This window comes from Bradyrhizobium sp. JYMT SZCCT0180 (genome assembly GCF_018130165.1).
Lineage (GTDB): Bacteria > Pseudomonadota > Alphaproteobacteria > Rhizobiales > Xanthobacteraceae > Bradyrhizobium.
In genome coordinates, this window is record NZ_JAFCLZ010000015.1 from 1 (window position 1) to 17,119 (window position 17,119).

Genomic DNA, 17,119 nt, shown 5'->3' on the forward strand with positions numbered 1-17,119 from the left:
GCGTACGCCGAAAGCGTGTGGTCCTGGCGCCCGTAACGGCGTCAAGTCTTTCGGGAGCTAACGCTTCCGAGGGGCGACGGTGGCAATAGAGGCCGTCTCACCGGGGAGAGCGCGTCATAAGCCGTAAAGCCATTGCGCAGGGAATGTCGGATGTTCTCCGCTGCCCTGTATGCTCGTGTGCAGCATTCTTATGCACAATCGCACGCGAGACCGCGGGTGCAGCGCGCATCCGGCATTCCCTGCGCCCTCTGAATTGGGGGGCCGAAAGTTATCAGCAAACCTCGGGCGCAGTGCGTCGCGGGAATGCGAACACATATTCAGTTGTCATCACCCGCGGATGCGGGTGATCCAGTATTCCAAAAGACGCCGATGATAGAACCGAAAAGCCGCGGCGTACTGGGTCCCCCGCTTTCGCGGAGGACGACAGAATTGTGTGGGGCCGCACTATCACCCCGTCATTGCGAGCGAAGCGAAGCAATCCATCTCACCACGCGAAGATAGTATGGATTGCTTCGTCGCAAGTGCTCCTCGCAATGACGAGCCTGGTTGTTTGAAATTTGAATCCGAAAATTGGCGTTTCAACTGAACCGGAAATGGCTCCGGCCGATGACTCCTAAAACCGCGTCACGATATCCGACAGCGCCGGGCGAGGGCGGTCCTCGGCGGGTTTTGACGGGGTGCCGATATGGATGAAGCCGGCGAGTTTTTCGTCCGGCTTCACGCCGAGCCCTTCGAGCACGTCGCGGTCGAACGCGAACCAGCCGGTCAGCCAGTTGGCGCCGTAGCCGAGGGCGGTTGCCGCGGTGACGATGTTCATGGCGCTGGCACCGGCCGACAATTCCTGCTCCCACGCCGGCACCTTGGGGTGTGGCTTGACAAAACTCACCACGGCGATGACCAGCGGCGCGTCCATCATCCGGCGCTTTTCGATTTCGACATCGGCCGCCGGTGTGCCCGGATTCTTCCGCGCGAACACTGCTGCGATGACGTCGCCGGCGCGGGCGCGGGCATCGCCTTCGAACACGATGAAGCGCCACGGCGTCAGCTTGCCATGATCCGGCACGCGCGAGCCGATGGTGAGGATGGTGTCGAGTTCGTCGGCCGAGGGGCCAGGGCCGCTCATCTCGCGCGGTTTGATGGAGCGGCGGAGTTTTAGCAGTTCAAGGGCGTCGGGCACGAGGGTCTCTTTCGTCGGACAGGATTGGGCAATTGCCTAACACGCAGATAGGAAGGCAAGGAGGCCACCGAAAGCCAGTTTAGATCGATTGTGACGAGCCTTAAGGCTTGCGGGGCGGCATCTTCGCCGCCCGCTCCAGAAGATCCTTGCCGAGGTCTTCCAGGATCTCCCGCGTGGCCAGGAACAGGCTGTGTCCCTGCTCGGTTTCGATCGCCAGCGCGACCACCGTCGGCCGGTTGGGATCCGGGATTAGCTGGTAAGCCCGGATCGGGTAAGCTGGAAGCTCCTGCTCGTCGGTCATCAGGTCTCGAGCCTGGCGCGCTTGACGTCCGGCGGGGTGGCTTCCTCCACCAGCGCCGCCAGAGCCTCGTCGGTCGGCATCACCTTCTGGCCTTCGCTGCCGAGCCGGCGGACCGAGACCGAATGGGTCTCGGCTTCCTTCTTGCCGACGACGAGAAGCGCGGGGATCTTCGCCAGCGAGTGCTCGCGGACCTTGTAGTTGATCTTCTCGTTGCGCAGGTCGATCTCGACGCGCAGGCCGGCGCGCCGCGCCGCGGCGGCGACCACCTTGGCGTACTCGTCGCCTTCGGAAGTGATCGTGGTGACGACGGCTTGCACCGGCGCCAGCCAGAGCGGGAAGTTGCCGGCGAAATGCTCGATCAGGATGCCGATGAAGCGCTCCATCGAGCCGCAGATCGCGCGGTGCACCATGACCGGCACCTTCTTGGAGCCGTCGGCGTCGATGTAGAACGCGCCGAACCGTTCCGGCAGGTTGAAGTCGACCTGCGTGGTGCCGCACTGCCAGTCGCGGCCGATGGCGTCACGCAGCACATATTCGAACTTCGGCCCGTAGAACGCGCCTTCGCCGGGATTGATCGCGGTCTTGATGCGGTTGCTGCCGCTGGCCTGGATCTCCGACAGCACGGTGGCCATCACGCGCTCGGCGTGATCCCACATCTCGTCGGTGCCGACGCGCTTCTCCGGCTTGGTCGAGAGTTTGATCGTCAGCTCGCCCTCGAAGCCGAAATCCGCATAGGTCGACAGGATCAGGTCGTTGATCTTGAGGCACTCTTCTGCGAGCTGCGCCTCGGTGCAGAACACATGGGCGTCGTCCTGGGTGAAGCCGCGCACGCGCATCAGGCCGTGCATCGCGCCCGACGGCTCATAGCGGTGCACCACGCCGAATTCGGCGAGCCGCAGCGGCAGGTCGCGGTAGCTCTTCAGCCCATGCTTGAAGATCTGCACATGGCCGGGACAGTTCATCGGTTTGAGCGCAAACCAGCGCTTGTCCTCGGCCTCGTCGCCGGCCGATTGCGCCGCGAACATGTTCTCGCGGTACCAGTCCCAATGGCCGGACGTCTCCCACAGCACCTTGTCGAGGATCTGCGGCGCGTTGACCTCGCTGTAGTCGCCGGTCAGGCGGCGGCGCATATAGGCGATCAGCGCCTGGAACACCGTCCAGCCCTTCGGGTGCCAGAACACCACGCCGGGGCCTTCCTCCTGGAAGTGGAACAGGTCGAGCTCGCGGCCGAGCTTGCGGTGGTCGCGCTTCTCGGCCTCCTCGATCTGCTTCAGATAGAGGTCGAGGTCTTCCTGCTTCGCAAACGCCGTGCCGTAGATGCGCGTCAGCATCGGGTTGTTGCTGTCGCCGCGCCAATAGGCGCCCGCGACCTTCATCAGCTTGAACGCATTGCCGACCTTGCCGGTCGAGGTCATGTGCGGGCCACGGCACAAATCGAACCAGTCGCCCTGGAAATAGATCTTGATCGGCTCGTCGCCGGGAATGGCGTCGACCAGTTCGACCTTGAAGGCTTCGCCCTTGTCGCGAAACACTTGCTTTGTCTTCTCGCGCGACCAGACTTCCTTGGTGAAGGGTTGGTCGCGCGCGACGATCTCGCGCATCTTTTTTTCGATCGCGGCGAAATCTTCCGGCGTGAACGGCTCGTTGCGGAAGAAGTCGTAATAGAAGCCGTTCTCGATCACCGGGCCGATGGTGACCTGCGTGCCCGGCCACAGCGACTGCACCGCTTCGGCGAGCACGTGGGCCGCGTCATGCCGGATCAGTTCCAGTGCGCGGGCGTCGTCGCGGTTGACGAACTCGATCCTGGCATCGCCCGAGATCGGATCGTTGAGGTCGGCGACCACACCATCGAGCGCCATCGCGACGGTGCGCTTGGCCAGCGACGGCGAGATGCCCTTGGCGATCTCGAGTCCGGTAATGTCCTGGGGAAATTCGCGCTTGGCGCCATCGGGGAAGGTGAGGGTGATTTTTTGCACGGGTTCGGCCGGTTTCAAGTTTGCAAGGCCAAATTGGAATCCCGGTGCGGGTGCATTGCTGTCAGGCATTGGCGTCTCCTAAAGCTCACTCCTGCGAACGAGCGCAGGTAAGCGGGAACAGGCGGTATAGCAGGGGATTCGGCTCCTGCAATCGGGCAATATCAAGAAAATCGGCGGCCCGTCCCCGCGGTTGGGGGCCGCCTTCGTGACAAGACCAGGTTCGCGTGCTCTTCTTGGCGCGGGGATTGAGAGGGCATCGTGAGGGCAGGCAATACCGCGGCCTATGCCGCTTTAGTGGCGCTTCAATTCGCGGCCGTGGGGCTGGCGTCACCGGACAAGGCGATCGCCCGCGAGCAGCCAAGCGGCTGCAAGGTCGGTCCGCTGAAAAGCACCAGCGAACTGGACGACCGCGTCGCGGCCTGCACGATCCTGATCGATACCAGCCGCTCGCCAAAGCAGCTGGCGCTGGCACTGTCGTACCGTGCGCAAAGCCTCCTCAACCAGAAGAAATGCGAAGCCGGGTTTGCCGACCTGATGCGCGCCAAGGACGTCTCGCCCTCCAAAAAGAGCTCCGACTATTACGATCTGCATTTGTGGATCTCGTACTACTGGCAGCACTGCAAGGGCGATTTCGATCGCGGCCTCGAGGTGTTGAATGAAGCCGCTGCGATCCTGCCCCGCGATCCCGCGGTCTATAACCAGCGGGCCAACATGCTCAGCGACAAGGGCGATCACGCGGCGGCGCTTGCCGACATCAACAGATCGATCGCCCTGATCAACAACGATCCCTATCGCGCCTCGGCCTACAACAACCGCGCGCTGATCTTGAAGACGATGGGGGAGTATGAAAAGGCGGCAGCCGATTTCGGCGTTGCGATCAAGCTCGCGCCCAAGAACGCCAAATATTATGCCAACCGCGGCGACGCCTGGCGCCGCACCGGAAACCTCGAGCGTGCGTTGCAGGACCAGGACCGTGCCATCGAGCTTTACGCCGGCGGTCCCGGCATCGCCCTTGGCCTGACGCTGCGCGGCGAGACGCTGCGTTACATGGGCGAATACGACCGGGCGCTTTCCGACTTCAACCAGGCCGTCCGGATCGAACCGGACTTCGCGCCGGCGCTCACCGGCCGCGGACTGACGTTCGAGCGCACCGGCGATCTCGAGCGCGCGAAATCCGAGTTCCGGAACGCGTTGTCGATCAGCGAGAATTCCGGCCGGGGCGACCTGTCGAAATCCGCGCGTGAAACCGCCGAGGCGCGTCTTGCGGCGCTTTCCTCCGGTGTGCCGCAGCCGACCATCCTTCCGGTCCCCGTCAGGGCGGCCTCGACGAATTCGGTGCCGACCCCGGCCGTTGCGATACCCGTCGTGGCACCCGCAGCGGCCAAGACTACGGCTGCAAAGCAAGGCCGCCGGGCCGCACTGATCATCGGTAACTCCGCCTACAAGTCGGTACGGGCGCTCGAGAACCCGGGCCGTGACGCCGAAAAAATCGCGGGCACATTGCGCGCGATCGGCTTCGACAGCGTAACGGTCGCCATCGACGTGACGCGCGAGAAAATGACCAAGGCGCTGCGCACGTTTGCGGCGGCCGCCGACAAGTCCGACTGGGCGATGGTCTATTATGCCGGCCACGGCATCGAGGTGAATGGCGTCAATTACCTGATACCGGTCGATGCCAAACTGGCATCCGGCCGCGACGCCCTGTTCGAGGCCATGCCGCTGGATCAGGTGATGGCGGCCATCGACGGCGCAAGGAAGCTCAAGCTCGTGATGCTCGATGCCTGCCGGGACAATCCGTTTGCGAATGCATCAACGGCAACTTCGCCGCCGGTTGCCGCTGCGCCGGCGCCGGCTTCGAACGAAGGCGACACGCGCGGCGCGAAGACGCGCTCGGTCGGCCGCGGGCTCGGCGAGGTCAAGGTGCAGGGCGCATCGCTGGTCGTCTACGCGGCCAAGCATGGCGAGACCGCGCTGGACGGCGAGGGGGATTATTCGCCGTTTGCCGTCGCGGTCGTGCAGCGGATCGCGACGCCGGGCGTCGAGATCAACAAGCTGTTCCGCCTCGTCCGCGACGACGTGATGGAAGCGACCGCGGGACGGCAGGAGCCGTACACCTATGGTTCGCTGCCCGGACGCGAAGACTTTTTCTTCGTGAACAGGTGACCCGCGACAGGGATCCTAATCCGCCATCCGCGTCAACACGGCCTTGAAGGTGACGCCGGGCAATTGCAGCGCGGTGCCTTCAAAGTCGATCATGCTGCCGTTGTCGGCCCCCTTCAGCGTCAGCGTGATCATGTCGATCCCGAACAGCGGCTTGAAGGCCGGATCGGGGTTGTGACGCTCTGTGGTGACCCTGGCCTGAATGCAGTCGCCCTTGTCGGTGTAATTGCCGATGAATGCGAAAGCCGAATTGCCGCCCCGAAGCTTGCCGCCGCAGGCGTAAATCACGCCGGTGCCGGTTCCATGAACCGTATGAAATTCAACCTTGTATAAGCCGTCCTGCAAAACGATCCCCAAAAGTTGTATCCCCTAATGACTGCACCCTATGGTCCGGGGCTGCGTCGGACAATGCTGCGCGCCCTAAATCGTTGGGCCATCAACATCACAATTCGATCAGTGGAATTCAGCGGTATGATGGGAAGGATCAGCGAAGAAGCCTCGCTGAAGCGACCGATTACCGGTTCGCGGGTGACGGCGCGCTGGCGATCCGGGTCAGCTGTGGCGAAGCCGCCATCTTGACCAGCACGTCCTTGACCGGATGCTCGGTCCAGGCCTGCGTGACGTAGCTGCGATGGGTGATACCGTCGCGCGTCTGCACGAACACCACGCTGCCGGGCCGCAGCGGCCCGTCCATGTTCTCGGTGACGGTGATGCCTTTTTCGCGCAGCATCGACATCAGTTCCTGATCGCGTCGCTTGGTGTAGCGGGTGTAGGAGCTGACGAAGAAGCCGGTGCGGTTCTTCTCGATCCAGGACGCAAACTTGTCGAGTTCGCCATAGACCGCATCGAGCAGGAACACGCCGCGGACGCGGCCCGGGACACCGCCGACCTCGAGGCTCCAGGCGGTGGGAACGAAACCGCCGCTATAGCCGATGATGATGATCGGCATGTTGGCAAAAGCCTGCGCCGATTTCGGGTCGCCGGTGAGGCGGGCGAGATGGCTCGCCGACTCGTCCATGAAGCGCTTGAAGCCGCCGGGCTGCCAGAACTTGCCGGCGCTGGAATCGGCGGCGTTCACCGCCAGCTGCGGCGCCAGCAGCACGGCGTTCACACCTGAATCCGAAATCTGCTGCGGCACCAATTGACGGTCGCGGACATCGCGTTCCAGCGTCGCGCCATTGCCGTGAAAGAACACCACGATCACGCCGGGCTTGCGGACGTCGAAGGTCTCGGGGACGTGCACCAGCACGCGGCTGTCGTTGTAGGTCTGATCCTGCCAATAGACCCGGCCGCCATAGCTGCGGCGTCCCTTGCGCTCACCATTCGAGATGTTGAGGAACGGCGCATCGGTGCGCGGATTGTTGCCGAAATAGGGGAAGGCGGAGGATTTCATGCTGACCAGCGTGGTCAGTTCTTCGCGCTCGGTCTGGCGCGGCAGGGTCAGTGTGGGATTGAGCGAGGCGACCCTGACCGGCTCGGTCCGCACCTTGCGTTGAGGCGGGGTTGGGGCCAGCGCAACTTGCTGCACCAGGCTCTCGCTTGGGGTCGGGAAACGGTCGGCGAATTGCGGCTGCGGGAAACGGTCTTCAAAACTGTCGCCTGACGTGGCGTGGGCGTTCGCGGCCAGCATGTCCGCGCTGGGCGCCTTGCCGCATTGAACCAGGACAAAGGACAGGGGTACAAAAAGCGAAGCGACCGCGACCCAGCGCCAGCGACGAGGATGGGCATGCCGGGGCTGGGCATGGCGCTGCGTCGCCGGGGAAATCACCCGGTCCGCGCGATGATGTATCTGGAATTTCGGATCCGCTCCGACCATCCACCCCGTGCCCCAAGGACCACCTGAGAACCACCCAAGATCCACCCTTAACCGGCGTACCTCGATCGTGTTTAGGCGACGTTAAGCTTCCGGAGAAAACTCCCCACATCCGGACATCCCAAGGAGACCATCCAATCGTGTCCTGATTGTGAGCCCCGCCATCTTGTCCTCGCAATGTCGCGGTGCACTGCAAAGGCCAGCGAGGCTTCTCTGGGTATTGTTAACGCTGCTTGAATTGGGCGGCTCCAGCCTGCACCATGAGGGTTCAGGCGCGGCGCTGAAGGTACGGTCGAAATGGCGGCATCAGAAACGGGCAGCGCGGCATGGTCCGGCCCGCGTCCCGGCGGCGGCTCGACCATTTCGGTCGTGGTAGCGATCTCCATCGTCGTTGCCGACATGGTCGGCGTTGGCGTCTTCACCAGCCTGGGCTTTCAGGTCAAGGATATCCCTTCCGGCTTCTCGATCCTGTTGCTGTGGACCGTCGGCGGTATCGTCGCGTTGTGCGGGGTGTTTGCCTATAGCGAGCTCGGGGCGATGTTTCCGCGCTCGAGCGGCGAGTACAACTTTCTCGGCCGCGCCTTTCACCCGGCCTTCGGTTTCGTGGCGGGCTGGGTGTCGGCGACCGTTGGTTTTGCGGCACCGGTCGCACTCGCCGCGATGGCGTTCGGCGAATACGGCAAATCGGTCTTTCCGGATGCGCCACCGCTGGCGCTCGCCATCGGCGTGGTCTGGCTGGTGTCGTTGGTGCAGCTCACCGGCGTCAGGCACTCCAGCACCTTCCAGTTGATCGCGACCATCCTCAAGGTGCTGCTGATCGTGGCCTTCCTGGTCGCCGGATTTCTGATGGCGACGCCGCAGCCGTTGTCGTTCGCGCCGTCGGCGTCCGACTTCTCCCACATCGTCAGCGCACCGTTCGCGATCAGCCTGGTGTTCGTGATGTATTCGTTCTCGGGCTGGAATGCGGCGACCTACATCATCGGCGAGGTGCACGATCCGGAGCGCAACGTGCCGCGCGCGATGCTGGCGGGGACGCTGATCGTGCTGGTGCTGTATGTGGCGCTGAACGCGGTGTTCCTGCACTCCGCGCCGATCGACAAGCTGGCGGGCCAGCTCGACGTTGCCCGCGTCTCCGGCAGTTACATCTTCGGCGAGTTCGGCGGCCGCATCGTCGGCGCGATGATCTGCTTCGGTCTGATCTCCTCGATCAGCGCGATGATGTGGATCGGACCGCGCGTGATGATGACCATGGGCGAGGACATTCCGGTGCTGCGCCCGTTCGCGCGCCGGTCGACCGGCGGCGCGCCGGCCTGGGCCATTCTGTTCCAGCTGACGGTGGCGAGCCTGATGCTGTTCACGCGCAGTTTTGAAGCGGTGCTCGAATTCATCCAGTTCGCATTGTTGTTCTGTTCGTTCTTCACCGTGCTCGGCGTCATCAAGCTGCGCATCACGCACCCCGACCTGCCGCGACCCTATCGCGCCTGGGGATACCCGGTGACCCCGCTGGTTTTCCTGCTCGTGACCGGCTTCATGATGTACTATCTTTTGACGGAACAACCGCTGCGGGTGTTCCTCGGTGTTTTGATCATGCTGTCAGGACTTCTGATTTACGCCGTGTTCCGCAAGCGGGCCGATCAAGGCCCGGTGGCCGCGTCCGCGGGTAGCGAATGAAGATGCAGGCCTTGTTGAAAGTTGCCTCGTTGAAAATTGCCGCGGTGCGAATTGCCTCGTTGAGAACCATAGCGCTGGTAGCCGCGATGTTGTTCGTGGTGGTGCTGCCCGCCCGCGCCGCCGACCCGGCGACCGCCGATGATACCGCCAGGTTTCTCGCCGGCATGATGCCTTCGGCCGACTCGCCGCTGATGCCGCTGACCAGGGAGCCGGCCTGGCAGCGCCACGCCAAATTCTTCGACAATGCGTTCGCGCAGCTCGAGCAACGGCAATTGTCGAAAATCCGTGCCTGGGCGGACAGCAATCTGGCTGCCCCGCGCCCGACCATGTTCTACATGTTCTCGGGGCCGGACTTCCTCTACGCCAACGCCTTCTACTCGAAGGCGACGACCTATGTGCTGAGCGCACTCGAGCCGCCGGGCTCGGTGCCGGATCTGACGAGATTGCCGCGCGGCGGCGTTGGCGCCGCGCTCTACAGCGTGGAGCGTTCGCTAAGTTCGATTCTGAGCTTCAGCTTCTTCATCACCAAGCAGATGAAGACCGATCTGAGCGCCGGCCAGATCAACGGCACCTTGCCGGTCCTCTATGTGTTCCTGGCGCGCTCGGGCAAGACCATCCGCAGCGTCACGCCGGTGGCGCTGGACGACAAGGGCACGGCGTATTTCGGCAACGAGAACCCCGGGCCGAACGCGGTGCGCGGCACGCGCATCGTCTTCGCCGGCAGCGACGGCGCGGAAAAGACGCTGTATTATTTCTCGACCGATCTTTCCAATTCCGGCGTCAAGGTCACGGGCTTCCTGAAATTCTGTTCGACGCTGGCGCCCGGCAACAGCCTGATCAAGAGCGCGTCCTATTTGATGCACTCCGGCAATTTCACCACGGTGCGCGATTACATCCTCGCCAACAGCGCCACCATCATCCAGGACGATTCCGGCGTTCCGCTTCACTACTACAGCCCGAAGAAATGGCGCTTCTTTCCGTTCGGCCGTTATGCCGGCCCGATCGACGAGTTCCCGGGGCGATATCAGCCATCCTATGCCGAGCTGTTCAGGCGCGCGCAGCCGATGGATTTCGGTATCGGCTATCGCTGGCGCACGCGTGAATCGAACCTGCTGCTGTCGGTCAGGTTGCCCGACGACGGCTCCGGAAGCCAGGAGACGACGTCATCGGCCGAGCCGCCACCACCGCCGCCACCGCGTCCCAGAAAGCCGCGTCCGCCGGCGCCTATCGAACCGCAGCCGAGAGGCGGCTTCTTCTTCTGGCGCTAGTTCGCCAGCGCGCAACGACGACGGCGCGTTGACGCCGCGCCATCGGCCGTAGCGCCACGGCAGATACCATCGCGCGCCCGGCGGTTTTGCGATCGGGACGTTGTCGATGCCGGACGTGCCCCAGGGCTGACAGCGTAACATCCGCGCCAGCGTCATCCATCCGCCGCCCCAAAGACCGAAGCGTTCGATGGCCTCGTCGCCATAGACCGAGCAGGTCGGCAGATGCCGGCAGTTGTAGCCAACCAACGGCGACAGCGTGTGCCGGTAAATCCAGATCAGCCCGCGCCCCGCGTTTCGGGGCAGGCGCCGGACCGTCGTGGCACAATCTATGCAATGTGATTTTGTGCAATGTGATTTTGTGCACGGTGATGACGGCATGAGTGACTGTTCCATATGGCTTGCCCGAATGATCTCCGTACTCTTGCGGGGTTCCAAGGTAAGGAACTGAACATACGCAGATATTTACGCCACAGTTGGAAATTATCCGATGGTTTATGGGCGATGCAGCAAAGGTACTATGGACGCTCGCAAGGCGCACGGTTACCTTTTTCATAACGCCAGCATGACAGAATCATGTGGCTTTGAAGTGGGGCCATTGCCGTTGCTCGCCGTTAGGGCTTGGGGGAAGGAACCAAATTGAGGTTTGTGACGTCGGCTAGAATTCGCGGCCTGGCGCTACTCGGCGCCACCGCCCTTTGTATCGCATTGCCTGGCGCGATCACGACGCTGGGCAATTCTGCGCACGCCGGCGTTTCCCTCGAAGAACGCAAACTGCCGATGCACTTCAAGTGGGTCGCATGCCAGCCGGACTGCACGGGCTGGGTCTCCGCCGTCGGCATCGTCACCGCGGACAGTCCCAAAGCATTCGAAGAGTTCGCGCGCGATCGCCAGCTTGGCGGCGCCACCATCGTGCTCGATTCCAGCGGCGGGTCGGTCAACGATTCCATTGCGCTTGGCCGCAGGTTCCGTGCCCTCGGCGCGCTCACGACGGTCGGAACCACCGTGCGCACGCAGACGGCGCAGGGCGAACGCGCCCATGTCGTTCCGGAAGCCTATTGCGAGTCGATGTGCGTGTTCCTGCTGCTGTCCGGCAAGACGCGTTATGTGTCGCCGGCCTCCCATGTCCGCGTGCATCAGATCTGGATGGGCGATCGCGCCGATGACGCCAAGGCGGCAAGCTACACCGCGCAGGATCTGATGATCGTGGAGCGCGACATCGGCCGGCTCGCCAAGTTCACCTTCGACATGGGCGGAACCGGCGATCTGTTGTCGCTCGCGCTGAGCGTGCCGCCGTGGGAAGATCTGCACAGATTGTCCGCGGCCGAGCTGCGCCTGACCAACCTGATCACGACCGACGCCGTGGCCGACGTGCTGCCGCGTGACCCATCGACGCCGGTTGCCGAACTGAAGTCCAAGCCGACGCAGGATCGCTTCGTCAGTTCCGCGGTCGAAGAGCAGGCGCCCGTGCATCCCGCGAAGTCGACCAAGACGGCGGAGGCCGCAGTTCCCACCGGTGGCACCGCCGCACCGGCGCCGGCTCAGCCGCAGCCCGCGAAGTAAGCCGCACGATCGGTGTCATCATCCGCCAACGGGTCGGCCGAATGGCCGCCCGATGACAGGCTCCGGCGGATGATCCAGTACGCCGCGGCGTCCGTAGTTGATCGAGAATTCCCGGCGTACTGGATGCCCGCCTTCGCGGGCATGACAATGAGCGCCTCACGCCGGCTGCTTCGCCCTGGCCTCGATCTGGCCGATGGCATCGACCACCGCATCGAAGGTCAGCATGGTCGAGGCGTGGCGGGCCTTGTAGTCGCGCACCGGCTCCAGCAGCGCGATGTCGGCCCATTTGCCCTGCGGCGGCTGGCCGTTTTCCTTCAGCATCTTGCGCACGGTCTCGCGCAACTCGCGCAGCTCGCTGGCGGTCGAGCCGATGACGTGGCTCGCCATGATCGAGGAGGAGGCCTGTCCGAGGGCGCAGGCCTTCACGTCATGGGCGAAGTCGGAAACCACCGGCCCGTCCATCTTGAGGTCGATCTTGACGGTGGAACCGCACAGTTTGGAATGGGCGGTGGCGCTGGCGTCGGGGTCGGGGAGGCGGCCCAGACGGGGGATATTGCCGGCCAACTCGATGATGCGCTTGTTGTAAATGTCGTTCAGCATGGAGCGAGGTCTCGGGCCCGTGGGCGGAACCGCCCTTGGCGGCAGGGTTTCACCGTCCTATATATGGACGGTCATGGCGGAAATACAGTCCGGCCATGTTGCCACGGCGGCCTGATTGGAAGCCAATTCTACCCCGGTGGTGCTAGGTTCAAGGGGACTCAGGCGTCCGGCGGCGAAGCCGCCCCGTCTGCCCGGTGACACTCCGGTCTGAAGGACCGGTCGAACGGAGAAGACATGGACGCATTGATCAAATCGCTTCGCCCCAGCAAGACTGAGGTCAAATCGCCTGACGTGGCGCCGGACACCCGCCCCGCCGAACTCGATCCCGCCGAATTCCTGGCCGCCGCCGTCCGTGCTGATCAGCCGCGCCCGTCGCGCGTCGAGGCCGAGGCGGCCGTCCATACGCTGCTGAGCTATATTGGCGAGAACCCCGGCCGCGAGGGCTTGCTCGACACCCCGCGCCGGGTCGTCGAGGCCTTCGACGAACTCTACCAGGGCTATCACCAGTGCCCGGCCGAAGTGCTCGACCGCACGTTTGGTGAAACCGCGGGCTATGACGATTTCGTCCTGATCCGCGACATCGAATTCACCTCGCAATGCGAGCATCACATGATGCCGTTCTACGGCAAGGCGCATATCGCCTATACGCCGGTCGAGCGGGTCGTGGGGTTGTCGAAGCTCGCACGCCTGACCGACATCTTCGCGCGCCGCCTGCAGACGCAGGAGCATCTCACCGCGCAGATCGCAGCCGCGATCGACGAGGTGCTCAAGCCCCGCGGTGTTGCCGTCGTGATCGAGGCGGAGCATACCTGCATGTCGGTGCGCGGCGTCGCCAAGCACGGTGCGATGACCTTCACCAGCCGCTATACCGGCATGTTCCGCGACAATCCGGCGGAGCAGGCGCGTTTCCTGTCCATGGTGCGAGGACCGGCCCGGTAACCTCGCCTGAATCTACGCGAGGCCCGCCGTGTCCACACCCGCAGATATCAACGACCGTGAAGAAGGACTGGCGTTCCAGCCCAAATTCGACGCGTCGGGTCTCCTGACCTGCGTGGCGACCGATGCTGCGACCGGCGACGTCTTGATGGTCGCGCACATGAACGACGAGGCGTTGCGCAAGACCGTCGCCAGCGGCGAGGCCTGGTACTTCAGCCGTTCCCGAAATGCCCTGTGGCGCAAGGGCGAGAGCTCCGGACACACCCAGCGCGTCGTCGAGATGCGGATGGATTGCGATCAGGACGCCATCTGGATTCGCGTCGAGCAGCACGGCGCGGCATGTCACACCGGCCGCCAGTCGTGCTTCTACCGCGCCGTCACGGCGGCCGATGGCGGCACACAGCTGTCGTTTGTCGATGCGGACAGGTTGTTCGATCCGAACGCGGTGTATCGTAAGTGACCCGTTATTCAGCAGCGAGAGCCAGGAATCCATAATCACGATCGTGAGCATGAAGTTCACGCATTGGGCCGCGTGCTGCGGCTAACACTTGATCGGATTGTGCGCCTCCGCCGCCTCGTCGATGGGCACGTTAGCGCCATGCGCGATGGCCAAACCTTCGCCCCGGGGGACCAGCACTAGCGACATGCGATCCTTGCCGGGCGGTCTCATTTCCCCATTTGGCCGTCGATAGCCGCCCATCGACCAGCGTACGACCGCAACGAAAGCCCCGCCGGGCAATGTTTCAATGCTTTCAATTTCTTCGAGTTTGCACGATCTATTCTTGAACAGCAGATCGAAAAATACCTGATGCGCTTTTTGTACTTCTGCTTTTCCACGCCAATGCATCCCGACGACGTTGACCCAATGAATGTCATCCGTCGCGAGCTGCCACATAGCGTTCATGTCCGAAGCGTTCCAGGCAGCTTCCCACCCGTCCAGCACGGCCTTGACCTCTGCAACTGCCCTGTTGTTGATTGTTGGCATTGGATCACCTCTGAGGACCGAACGAGGCATCGTAACTTCTCGGATTGATTTGGCTAGACTGCTCGCCGTCCGTTGTCATCGGCATACCAGGCGCTCCTTCCATTAAGGCTCAATGCCAGAGGGCCGGACAACATGGTGATAGCGGGTGGGATTGAAGACTAAGCGCTCTCGCCGGACGCTCGGTAATCACTCCGACGGCTTGACGCCAAGATCGCGCAGGATACCGAGCATCACATCACTGTCGCGCTTGAAAATACGAGCCGTCGTTTCGAGATTGGCTGGGGAGCTCAGCAGAAAGTTGTTCAGCATCTGCTGGACCTTGGCGTCGGATCCGGCCTGGATCAACAGCTCCGAGATCCGCTGGACGATATCCTGCGGCGTTCCGGTTGGTACAGCGAAGGTGGTGAATGCGCGCAGGTCGTAGAAGTCGCCGACGGCGCCCTGTTCAGTCATTGTAGGCGTGTCCGGATAGGGAGGCAGGCGGCTGCCTACCACGCCGATCAGGTTTCCGGTCCCCGCCTGGATGACGGGTGCTGCTGCGGCATAGCTTCCTGCGGCGCCGTCCAGCGTCTGTCCCGCGATGTCATTCCACATCGGCGCCTCGCCGCGATACTGGATGACCTGAAATTGAATGCCGTATTGCTTCGCCATTGTCGCGATCAGCACGTGCGGCGTCGAACCCACTCCGTACGATCCCCAGTTCAGGCTGCCGACTTTCTTTCCATATTCAATGAACTCTCGAAGATTTTTTGCTCCCGTCTTCTTCGCCGCCACCACCGGACCCCCGGCGCCGCTGACCATCGTCAGATAAATGAAGTCTCTCTCGGGATCGTAGGGAAGGTCTTTCACCGTAAGACGGTTCTGGATCAGTGACGAAGAAATCGTGCACAGGATGGTGGTGCCGTCAGGTTCTGCGCGTTTCGCTTCTGCCACGCCGATGACGCCGCCTGCGCCGGCCTTGTTTTCGACGATGACCGTCTTTCCCAGCTGCCGCGCCAAATAGTCGCCGAAAGCGCGCGCGATGCCGTCCGTCTGGCCGCCCGCCGGATACGGCACGAGAATTCGAATCTGGCGCGTGGGCCATGAGGATTGCGCCTCGGTCTTCACGGACGGGGCGCACAACATCACCGCCGAACCAGTCACGAACATTCGCCGTGTCAGCTTTTTCATTTTCCTGCCCTGTTGTTTTCTTGTCTATCGTTCGAATGCGAAGACTAAGCGTGGGTGAGAAGTAGCACGGGACTCCCCATGGTTTGGTGGAGAGTATAGCGGCAATGTAACTCAGGCGAAGCCTGGTGAGGTCAGACTGATATTCCGCACGGTGGATTGTGTCCGCCAACAATCAAAAGCTGAAGCAGCGGTCGCCGCCTTGCCGCGGAAATCATTCCCTGTAATCTGGCGCAAACACAGGGGAAAAGATCGATGGGGGGAGTTCTGGAGGGCGTGCGCGTCCTGGATTTCGGGCGCTATATCGCGGGGCCGTATTGCGCGACATTGCTGGCCGAGTTTGGCGCCGAGGTCATTCGCGTGGAAAAACGCGACGGCAGCGAAGATCGCTTTGTGGCGCCGGTCGGCGAAGGCGGTGAAGGCGCGCTGTTCCTGCAAATCAACCGAAACAAGAAGTGCATCACGCTCAACCCGATGAAGCCGGAGGGACAGGAAGTGATGCGTCGGCTGGTTGCAACTGCGGACGTGGTCGTCGCCAACCTGCCGCCGCAGACTCTGCGCGCGATGAAGCTCGATTACGATTCATTGAAGGCGATCAAGTCAGACATCATCCTGACGACGGCAACTGCATTCGGCGGGCCGGGGCCCTGGTCCGACCGCGTCGGCTTCGACGGTGTCGGGCAGGTCATGTCGGGTTCGGTGTACATGACCGGCGCCGGCGATCCGCCTTACCGGGCCGCGGTGAATTGGGTTGATTTCGGAACCGCGCTGCACTGTGCGTTCGGGACGCTTGCTGCGCTGATTGAGCGCGGCAAATCCGGACGCGGGCAGATCGTCGAGGGCGCATTGCTTGCAACCGCGTTGTCTTTCACCAACGCAACGTTGATCGAGCAGGCGGTGATCAAGGCCAATCGCGTTCCGACCGGCAATCTCGGCCAGACCGCGGCGCCGGCCGACATTTACCGCACCAGGGACGGCTGGGTGCTGTGCCAGGTCACCGGTCATCCGCTGTTCATTCGCTGGGCAAGGCTGATGGGCGAAGAGGACCAGTGGCTAAACGATCCGCGCTTTGCGGACGACATCAAGCGCGGCGACAACGGCGCTGTCATCAGCGAACGGATGGCGCGCTGGTGCGCCGAGCGCACCACGCAGGAAGCCGTCGACACGCTGGGTGGAGCGATGATTCCGGCCGGACCGGTGCTCAGCCCGCAGCAGGCGCTGGATCATCCGCATATCCGCGCCGCCGGCTTCATGCAGGATGTCGATTATCCGGGCCTGCCGGTACCCGCACCGACCGTACGGGCTGCCGTCCGGCTGTCGGAGACGCCGGGTGAAATCGTGACGCGTCCGCCGATGCTTGGCGAGCATACTGATCTGGTCCTGGCCGAACTCGGCTATGACCCGGCCGCCATTGCGGCGCTTCGACAGAGCGGTGTGATTTAGCGGATACAACCCGTTAACCCCCCATTAACCATAACTGTCCCAGTGTGGCGCCGTATTGGGCG

General features: G+C 63.0%; 15 protein-coding genes and 1 pseudogene. 7 read left to right on the forward strand and 9 right to left on the reverse strand.

Features of this window, described 5'->3' with window-relative positions:
• Positions 1-613: 613 nt before the first annotated feature.
• The 3 genes from JQ641_RS21850 to thrS form a co-directional block, all read right to left on the reverse strand.
• On the reverse strand, positions 614-1,177 hold the full coding sequence (locus JQ641_RS21850; RefSeq protein ID WP_211998017.1) for a nitroreductase family protein: 564 nt from the start codon (positions 1,175-1,177) through the stop codon (positions 614-616).
• Positions 1,178-1,277: 100 nt separating this feature from the next.
• Positions 1,278-1,478, reverse strand: a complete 201-nt coding sequence (locus JQ641_RS21855; RefSeq protein WP_211998018.1) for a hypothetical protein — start codon at positions 1,476-1,478, stop codon at positions 1,278-1,280.
• A complete protein-coding gene (gene thrS, locus JQ641_RS21860) occupies positions 1,478-3,523 on the reverse strand; it encodes a threonine--tRNA ligase (protein ID WP_211998019.1) in 2,046 nt (681 codons plus the stop codon). The genes JQ641_RS21855 and thrS overlap by 1 nt, the downstream gene beginning before the upstream one ends.
• 189 nt (positions 3,524-3,712) lie before the next feature.
• On the opposite strand from thrS, the gene JQ641_RS21865 reads away from it, so the two are divergent.
• Positions 3,713-5,617: a caspase family protein gene (locus tag JQ641_RS21865; protein WP_211998020.1), complete on the forward strand. Its 1,905-nt coding sequence runs from the start codon at positions 3,713-3,715 to the stop codon at positions 5,615-5,617.
• Positions 5,618-5,632: 15 nt separating this feature from the next.
• Here the strand turns inward: JQ641_RS21865 and JQ641_RS21870 are convergent, their stop codons facing one another.
• Both JQ641_RS21870 and JQ641_RS21875 read right to left on the reverse strand, forming a co-directional pair.
• Positions 5,633-5,971, reverse strand: a complete 339-nt coding sequence (locus JQ641_RS21870) for a GrlR family regulatory protein (protein WP_249150601.1) — start codon at positions 5,969-5,971, stop codon at positions 5,633-5,635.
• Positions 5,972-6,128: 157 nt separating this feature from the next.
• On the reverse strand, positions 6,129-7,430 hold the full coding sequence (locus tag JQ641_RS21875) for an alpha/beta hydrolase (RefSeq protein ID WP_211998021.1): 1,302 nt from the start codon (positions 7,428-7,430) through the stop codon (positions 6,129-6,131).
• 294 nt (positions 7,431-7,724) lie between these two features.
• On the opposite strand from JQ641_RS21875, the gene JQ641_RS21880 reads away from it, so the two are divergent.
• Together JQ641_RS21880 and JQ641_RS21885 are read left to right on the forward strand one after the other, a co-directional pair.
• Positions 7,725-9,098 carry an APC family permease gene (locus JQ641_RS21880; protein WP_192734003.1) on the forward strand — a complete coding sequence of 458 codons (1,374 nt, stop codon included), beginning with the start codon at positions 7,725-7,727 and terminating at the stop codon, positions 9,096-9,098.
• Positions 9,099-9,184: 86 nt separating this feature from the next.
• The gene (locus JQ641_RS21885; protein ID WP_211998181.1) at positions 9,185-10,366 is read left to right on the forward strand and encodes a hypothetical protein; all 1,182 of its coding nucleotides are present in this window, start codon (positions 9,185-9,187) and stop codon (positions 10,364-10,366) included.
• Positions 10,367-10,390: 24 nt separating this feature from the next.
• Here JQ641_RS21885 and yidD read toward each other — a convergent pair.
• Positions 10,391-10,744 (reverse strand): annotated as a pseudogene (yidD, locus tag JQ641_RS21890) (membrane protein insertion efficiency factor YidD); the annotation flags it as partial.
• Between the two features lie 258 nt (positions 10,745-11,002).
• Between yidD and JQ641_RS21895 the strand changes: the two are divergent.
• On the forward strand, positions 11,003-11,926 hold the full coding sequence (locus JQ641_RS21895; RefSeq protein ID WP_211998022.1) for a COG3904 family protein: 924 nt from the start codon (positions 11,003-11,005) through the stop codon (positions 11,924-11,926).
• 156 nt (positions 11,927-12,082) lie between these two features.
• Here JQ641_RS21895 and JQ641_RS21900 read toward each other — a convergent pair whose 3' ends face one another.
• A complete protein-coding gene (locus JQ641_RS21900) occupies positions 12,083-12,526 on the reverse strand; it encodes an iron-sulfur cluster assembly scaffold protein (RefSeq protein ID WP_192734002.1) in 444 nt (147 codons plus the stop codon).
• 234 nt (positions 12,527-12,760) lie between these two features.
• Between JQ641_RS21900 and folE the strand changes: the two genes are divergently transcribed.
• Together folE and hisI are read left to right on the forward strand one after the other, a co-directional pair.
• Positions 12,761-13,465 carry a GTP cyclohydrolase I FolE gene (folE, locus tag JQ641_RS21905; protein WP_211998023.1) on the forward strand — a complete coding sequence of 235 codons (705 nt, stop codon included), beginning with the start codon at positions 12,761-12,763 and terminating at the stop codon, positions 13,463-13,465.
• Between the two features lie 28 nt (positions 13,466-13,493).
• Positions 13,494-13,922 carry a phosphoribosyl-AMP cyclohydrolase gene (gene hisI / locus JQ641_RS21910; protein ID WP_349628601.1) on the forward strand — a complete coding sequence of 143 codons (429 nt, stop codon included), beginning with the start codon at positions 13,494-13,496 and terminating at the stop codon, positions 13,920-13,922.
• Positions 13,923-14,003: 81 nt separating this feature from the next.
• On the opposite strand, the gene JQ641_RS21915 is transcribed toward hisI, so the two are convergent.
• Positions 14,004-14,447 (reverse strand): SgcJ/EcaC family oxidoreductase, encoded by a 444-nt coding sequence (locus JQ641_RS21915; protein ID WP_211998024.1) that lies wholly within the window; start codon positions 14,445-14,447, stop codon positions 14,004-14,006.
• Between the two features lie 186 nt (positions 14,448-14,633).
• On the reverse strand, positions 14,634-15,617 hold the full coding sequence (locus tag JQ641_RS21920) for a Bug family tripartite tricarboxylate transporter substrate binding protein (RefSeq protein WP_211998025.1): 984 nt from the start codon (positions 15,615-15,617) through the stop codon (positions 14,634-14,636).
• A 252-nt stretch (positions 15,618-15,869) separates the two neighbouring features.
• On the opposite strand from JQ641_RS21920, the gene JQ641_RS21925 reads away from it, so the two are divergent.
• Positions 15,870-17,057, forward strand: coding sequence for a CaiB/BaiF CoA transferase family protein (locus tag JQ641_RS21925; protein ID WP_211998026.1), 1,188 nt, complete (start codon positions 15,870-15,872; stop codon positions 17,055-17,057).
• The last annotated feature ends 62 nt before the right edge of the window (positions 17,058-17,119 follow it).

What these genes read in the sequence shown, in the direction of transcription:
- JQ641_RS21875 (WP_211998021.1), bottom strand. Translation starts at nt 7,430, where the DNA reads ATGGTCGGAGCGGATCCGAAATTCCAGATACATCATCGCGCGGACCGG.
- JQ641_RS21900 (WP_192734002.1), bottom strand. Translation starts at nt 12,526, where the DNA reads ATGCTGAACGACATTTACAACAAGCGCATCATCGAGTTGGCCGGCAAT.
- JQ641_RS21925 (WP_211998026.1), top strand. Translation starts at nt 15,870, where the DNA reads ATGGGGGGAGTTCTGGAGGGCGTGCGCGTCCTGGATTTCGGGCGCTAT.
- JQ641_RS21880 (WP_192734003.1), top strand. Translation starts at nt 7,725, where the DNA reads ATGGCGGCATCAGAAACGGGCAGCGCGGCATGGTCCGGCCCGCGTCCC.
- thrS (WP_211998019.1), bottom strand. Translation starts at nt 3,523, where the DNA reads ATGCCTGACAGCAATGCACCCGCACCGGGATTCCAATTTGGCCTTGCA.
- JQ641_RS21920 (WP_211998025.1), bottom strand. Translation starts at nt 15,617, where the DNA reads ATGAAAAAGCTGACACGGCGAATGTTCGTGACTGGTTCGGCGGTGATG.
- folE (WP_211998023.1), top strand. Translation starts at nt 12,761, where the DNA reads ATGGACGCATTGATCAAATCGCTTCGCCCCAGCAAGACTGAGGTCAAA.
- JQ641_RS21885 (WP_211998181.1), top strand. Translation starts at nt 9,185, where the DNA reads ATGTTGTTCGTGGTGGTGCTGCCCGCCCGCGCCGCCGACCCGGCGACC.
- JQ641_RS21915 (WP_211998024.1), bottom strand. Translation starts at nt 14,447, where the DNA reads ATGCCAACAATCAACAACAGGGCAGTTGCAGAGGTCAAGGCCGTGCTG.
- JQ641_RS21855 (WP_211998018.1), bottom strand. Translation starts at nt 1,478, where the DNA reads ATGACCGACGAGCAGGAGCTTCCAGCTTACCCGATCCGGGCTTACCAG.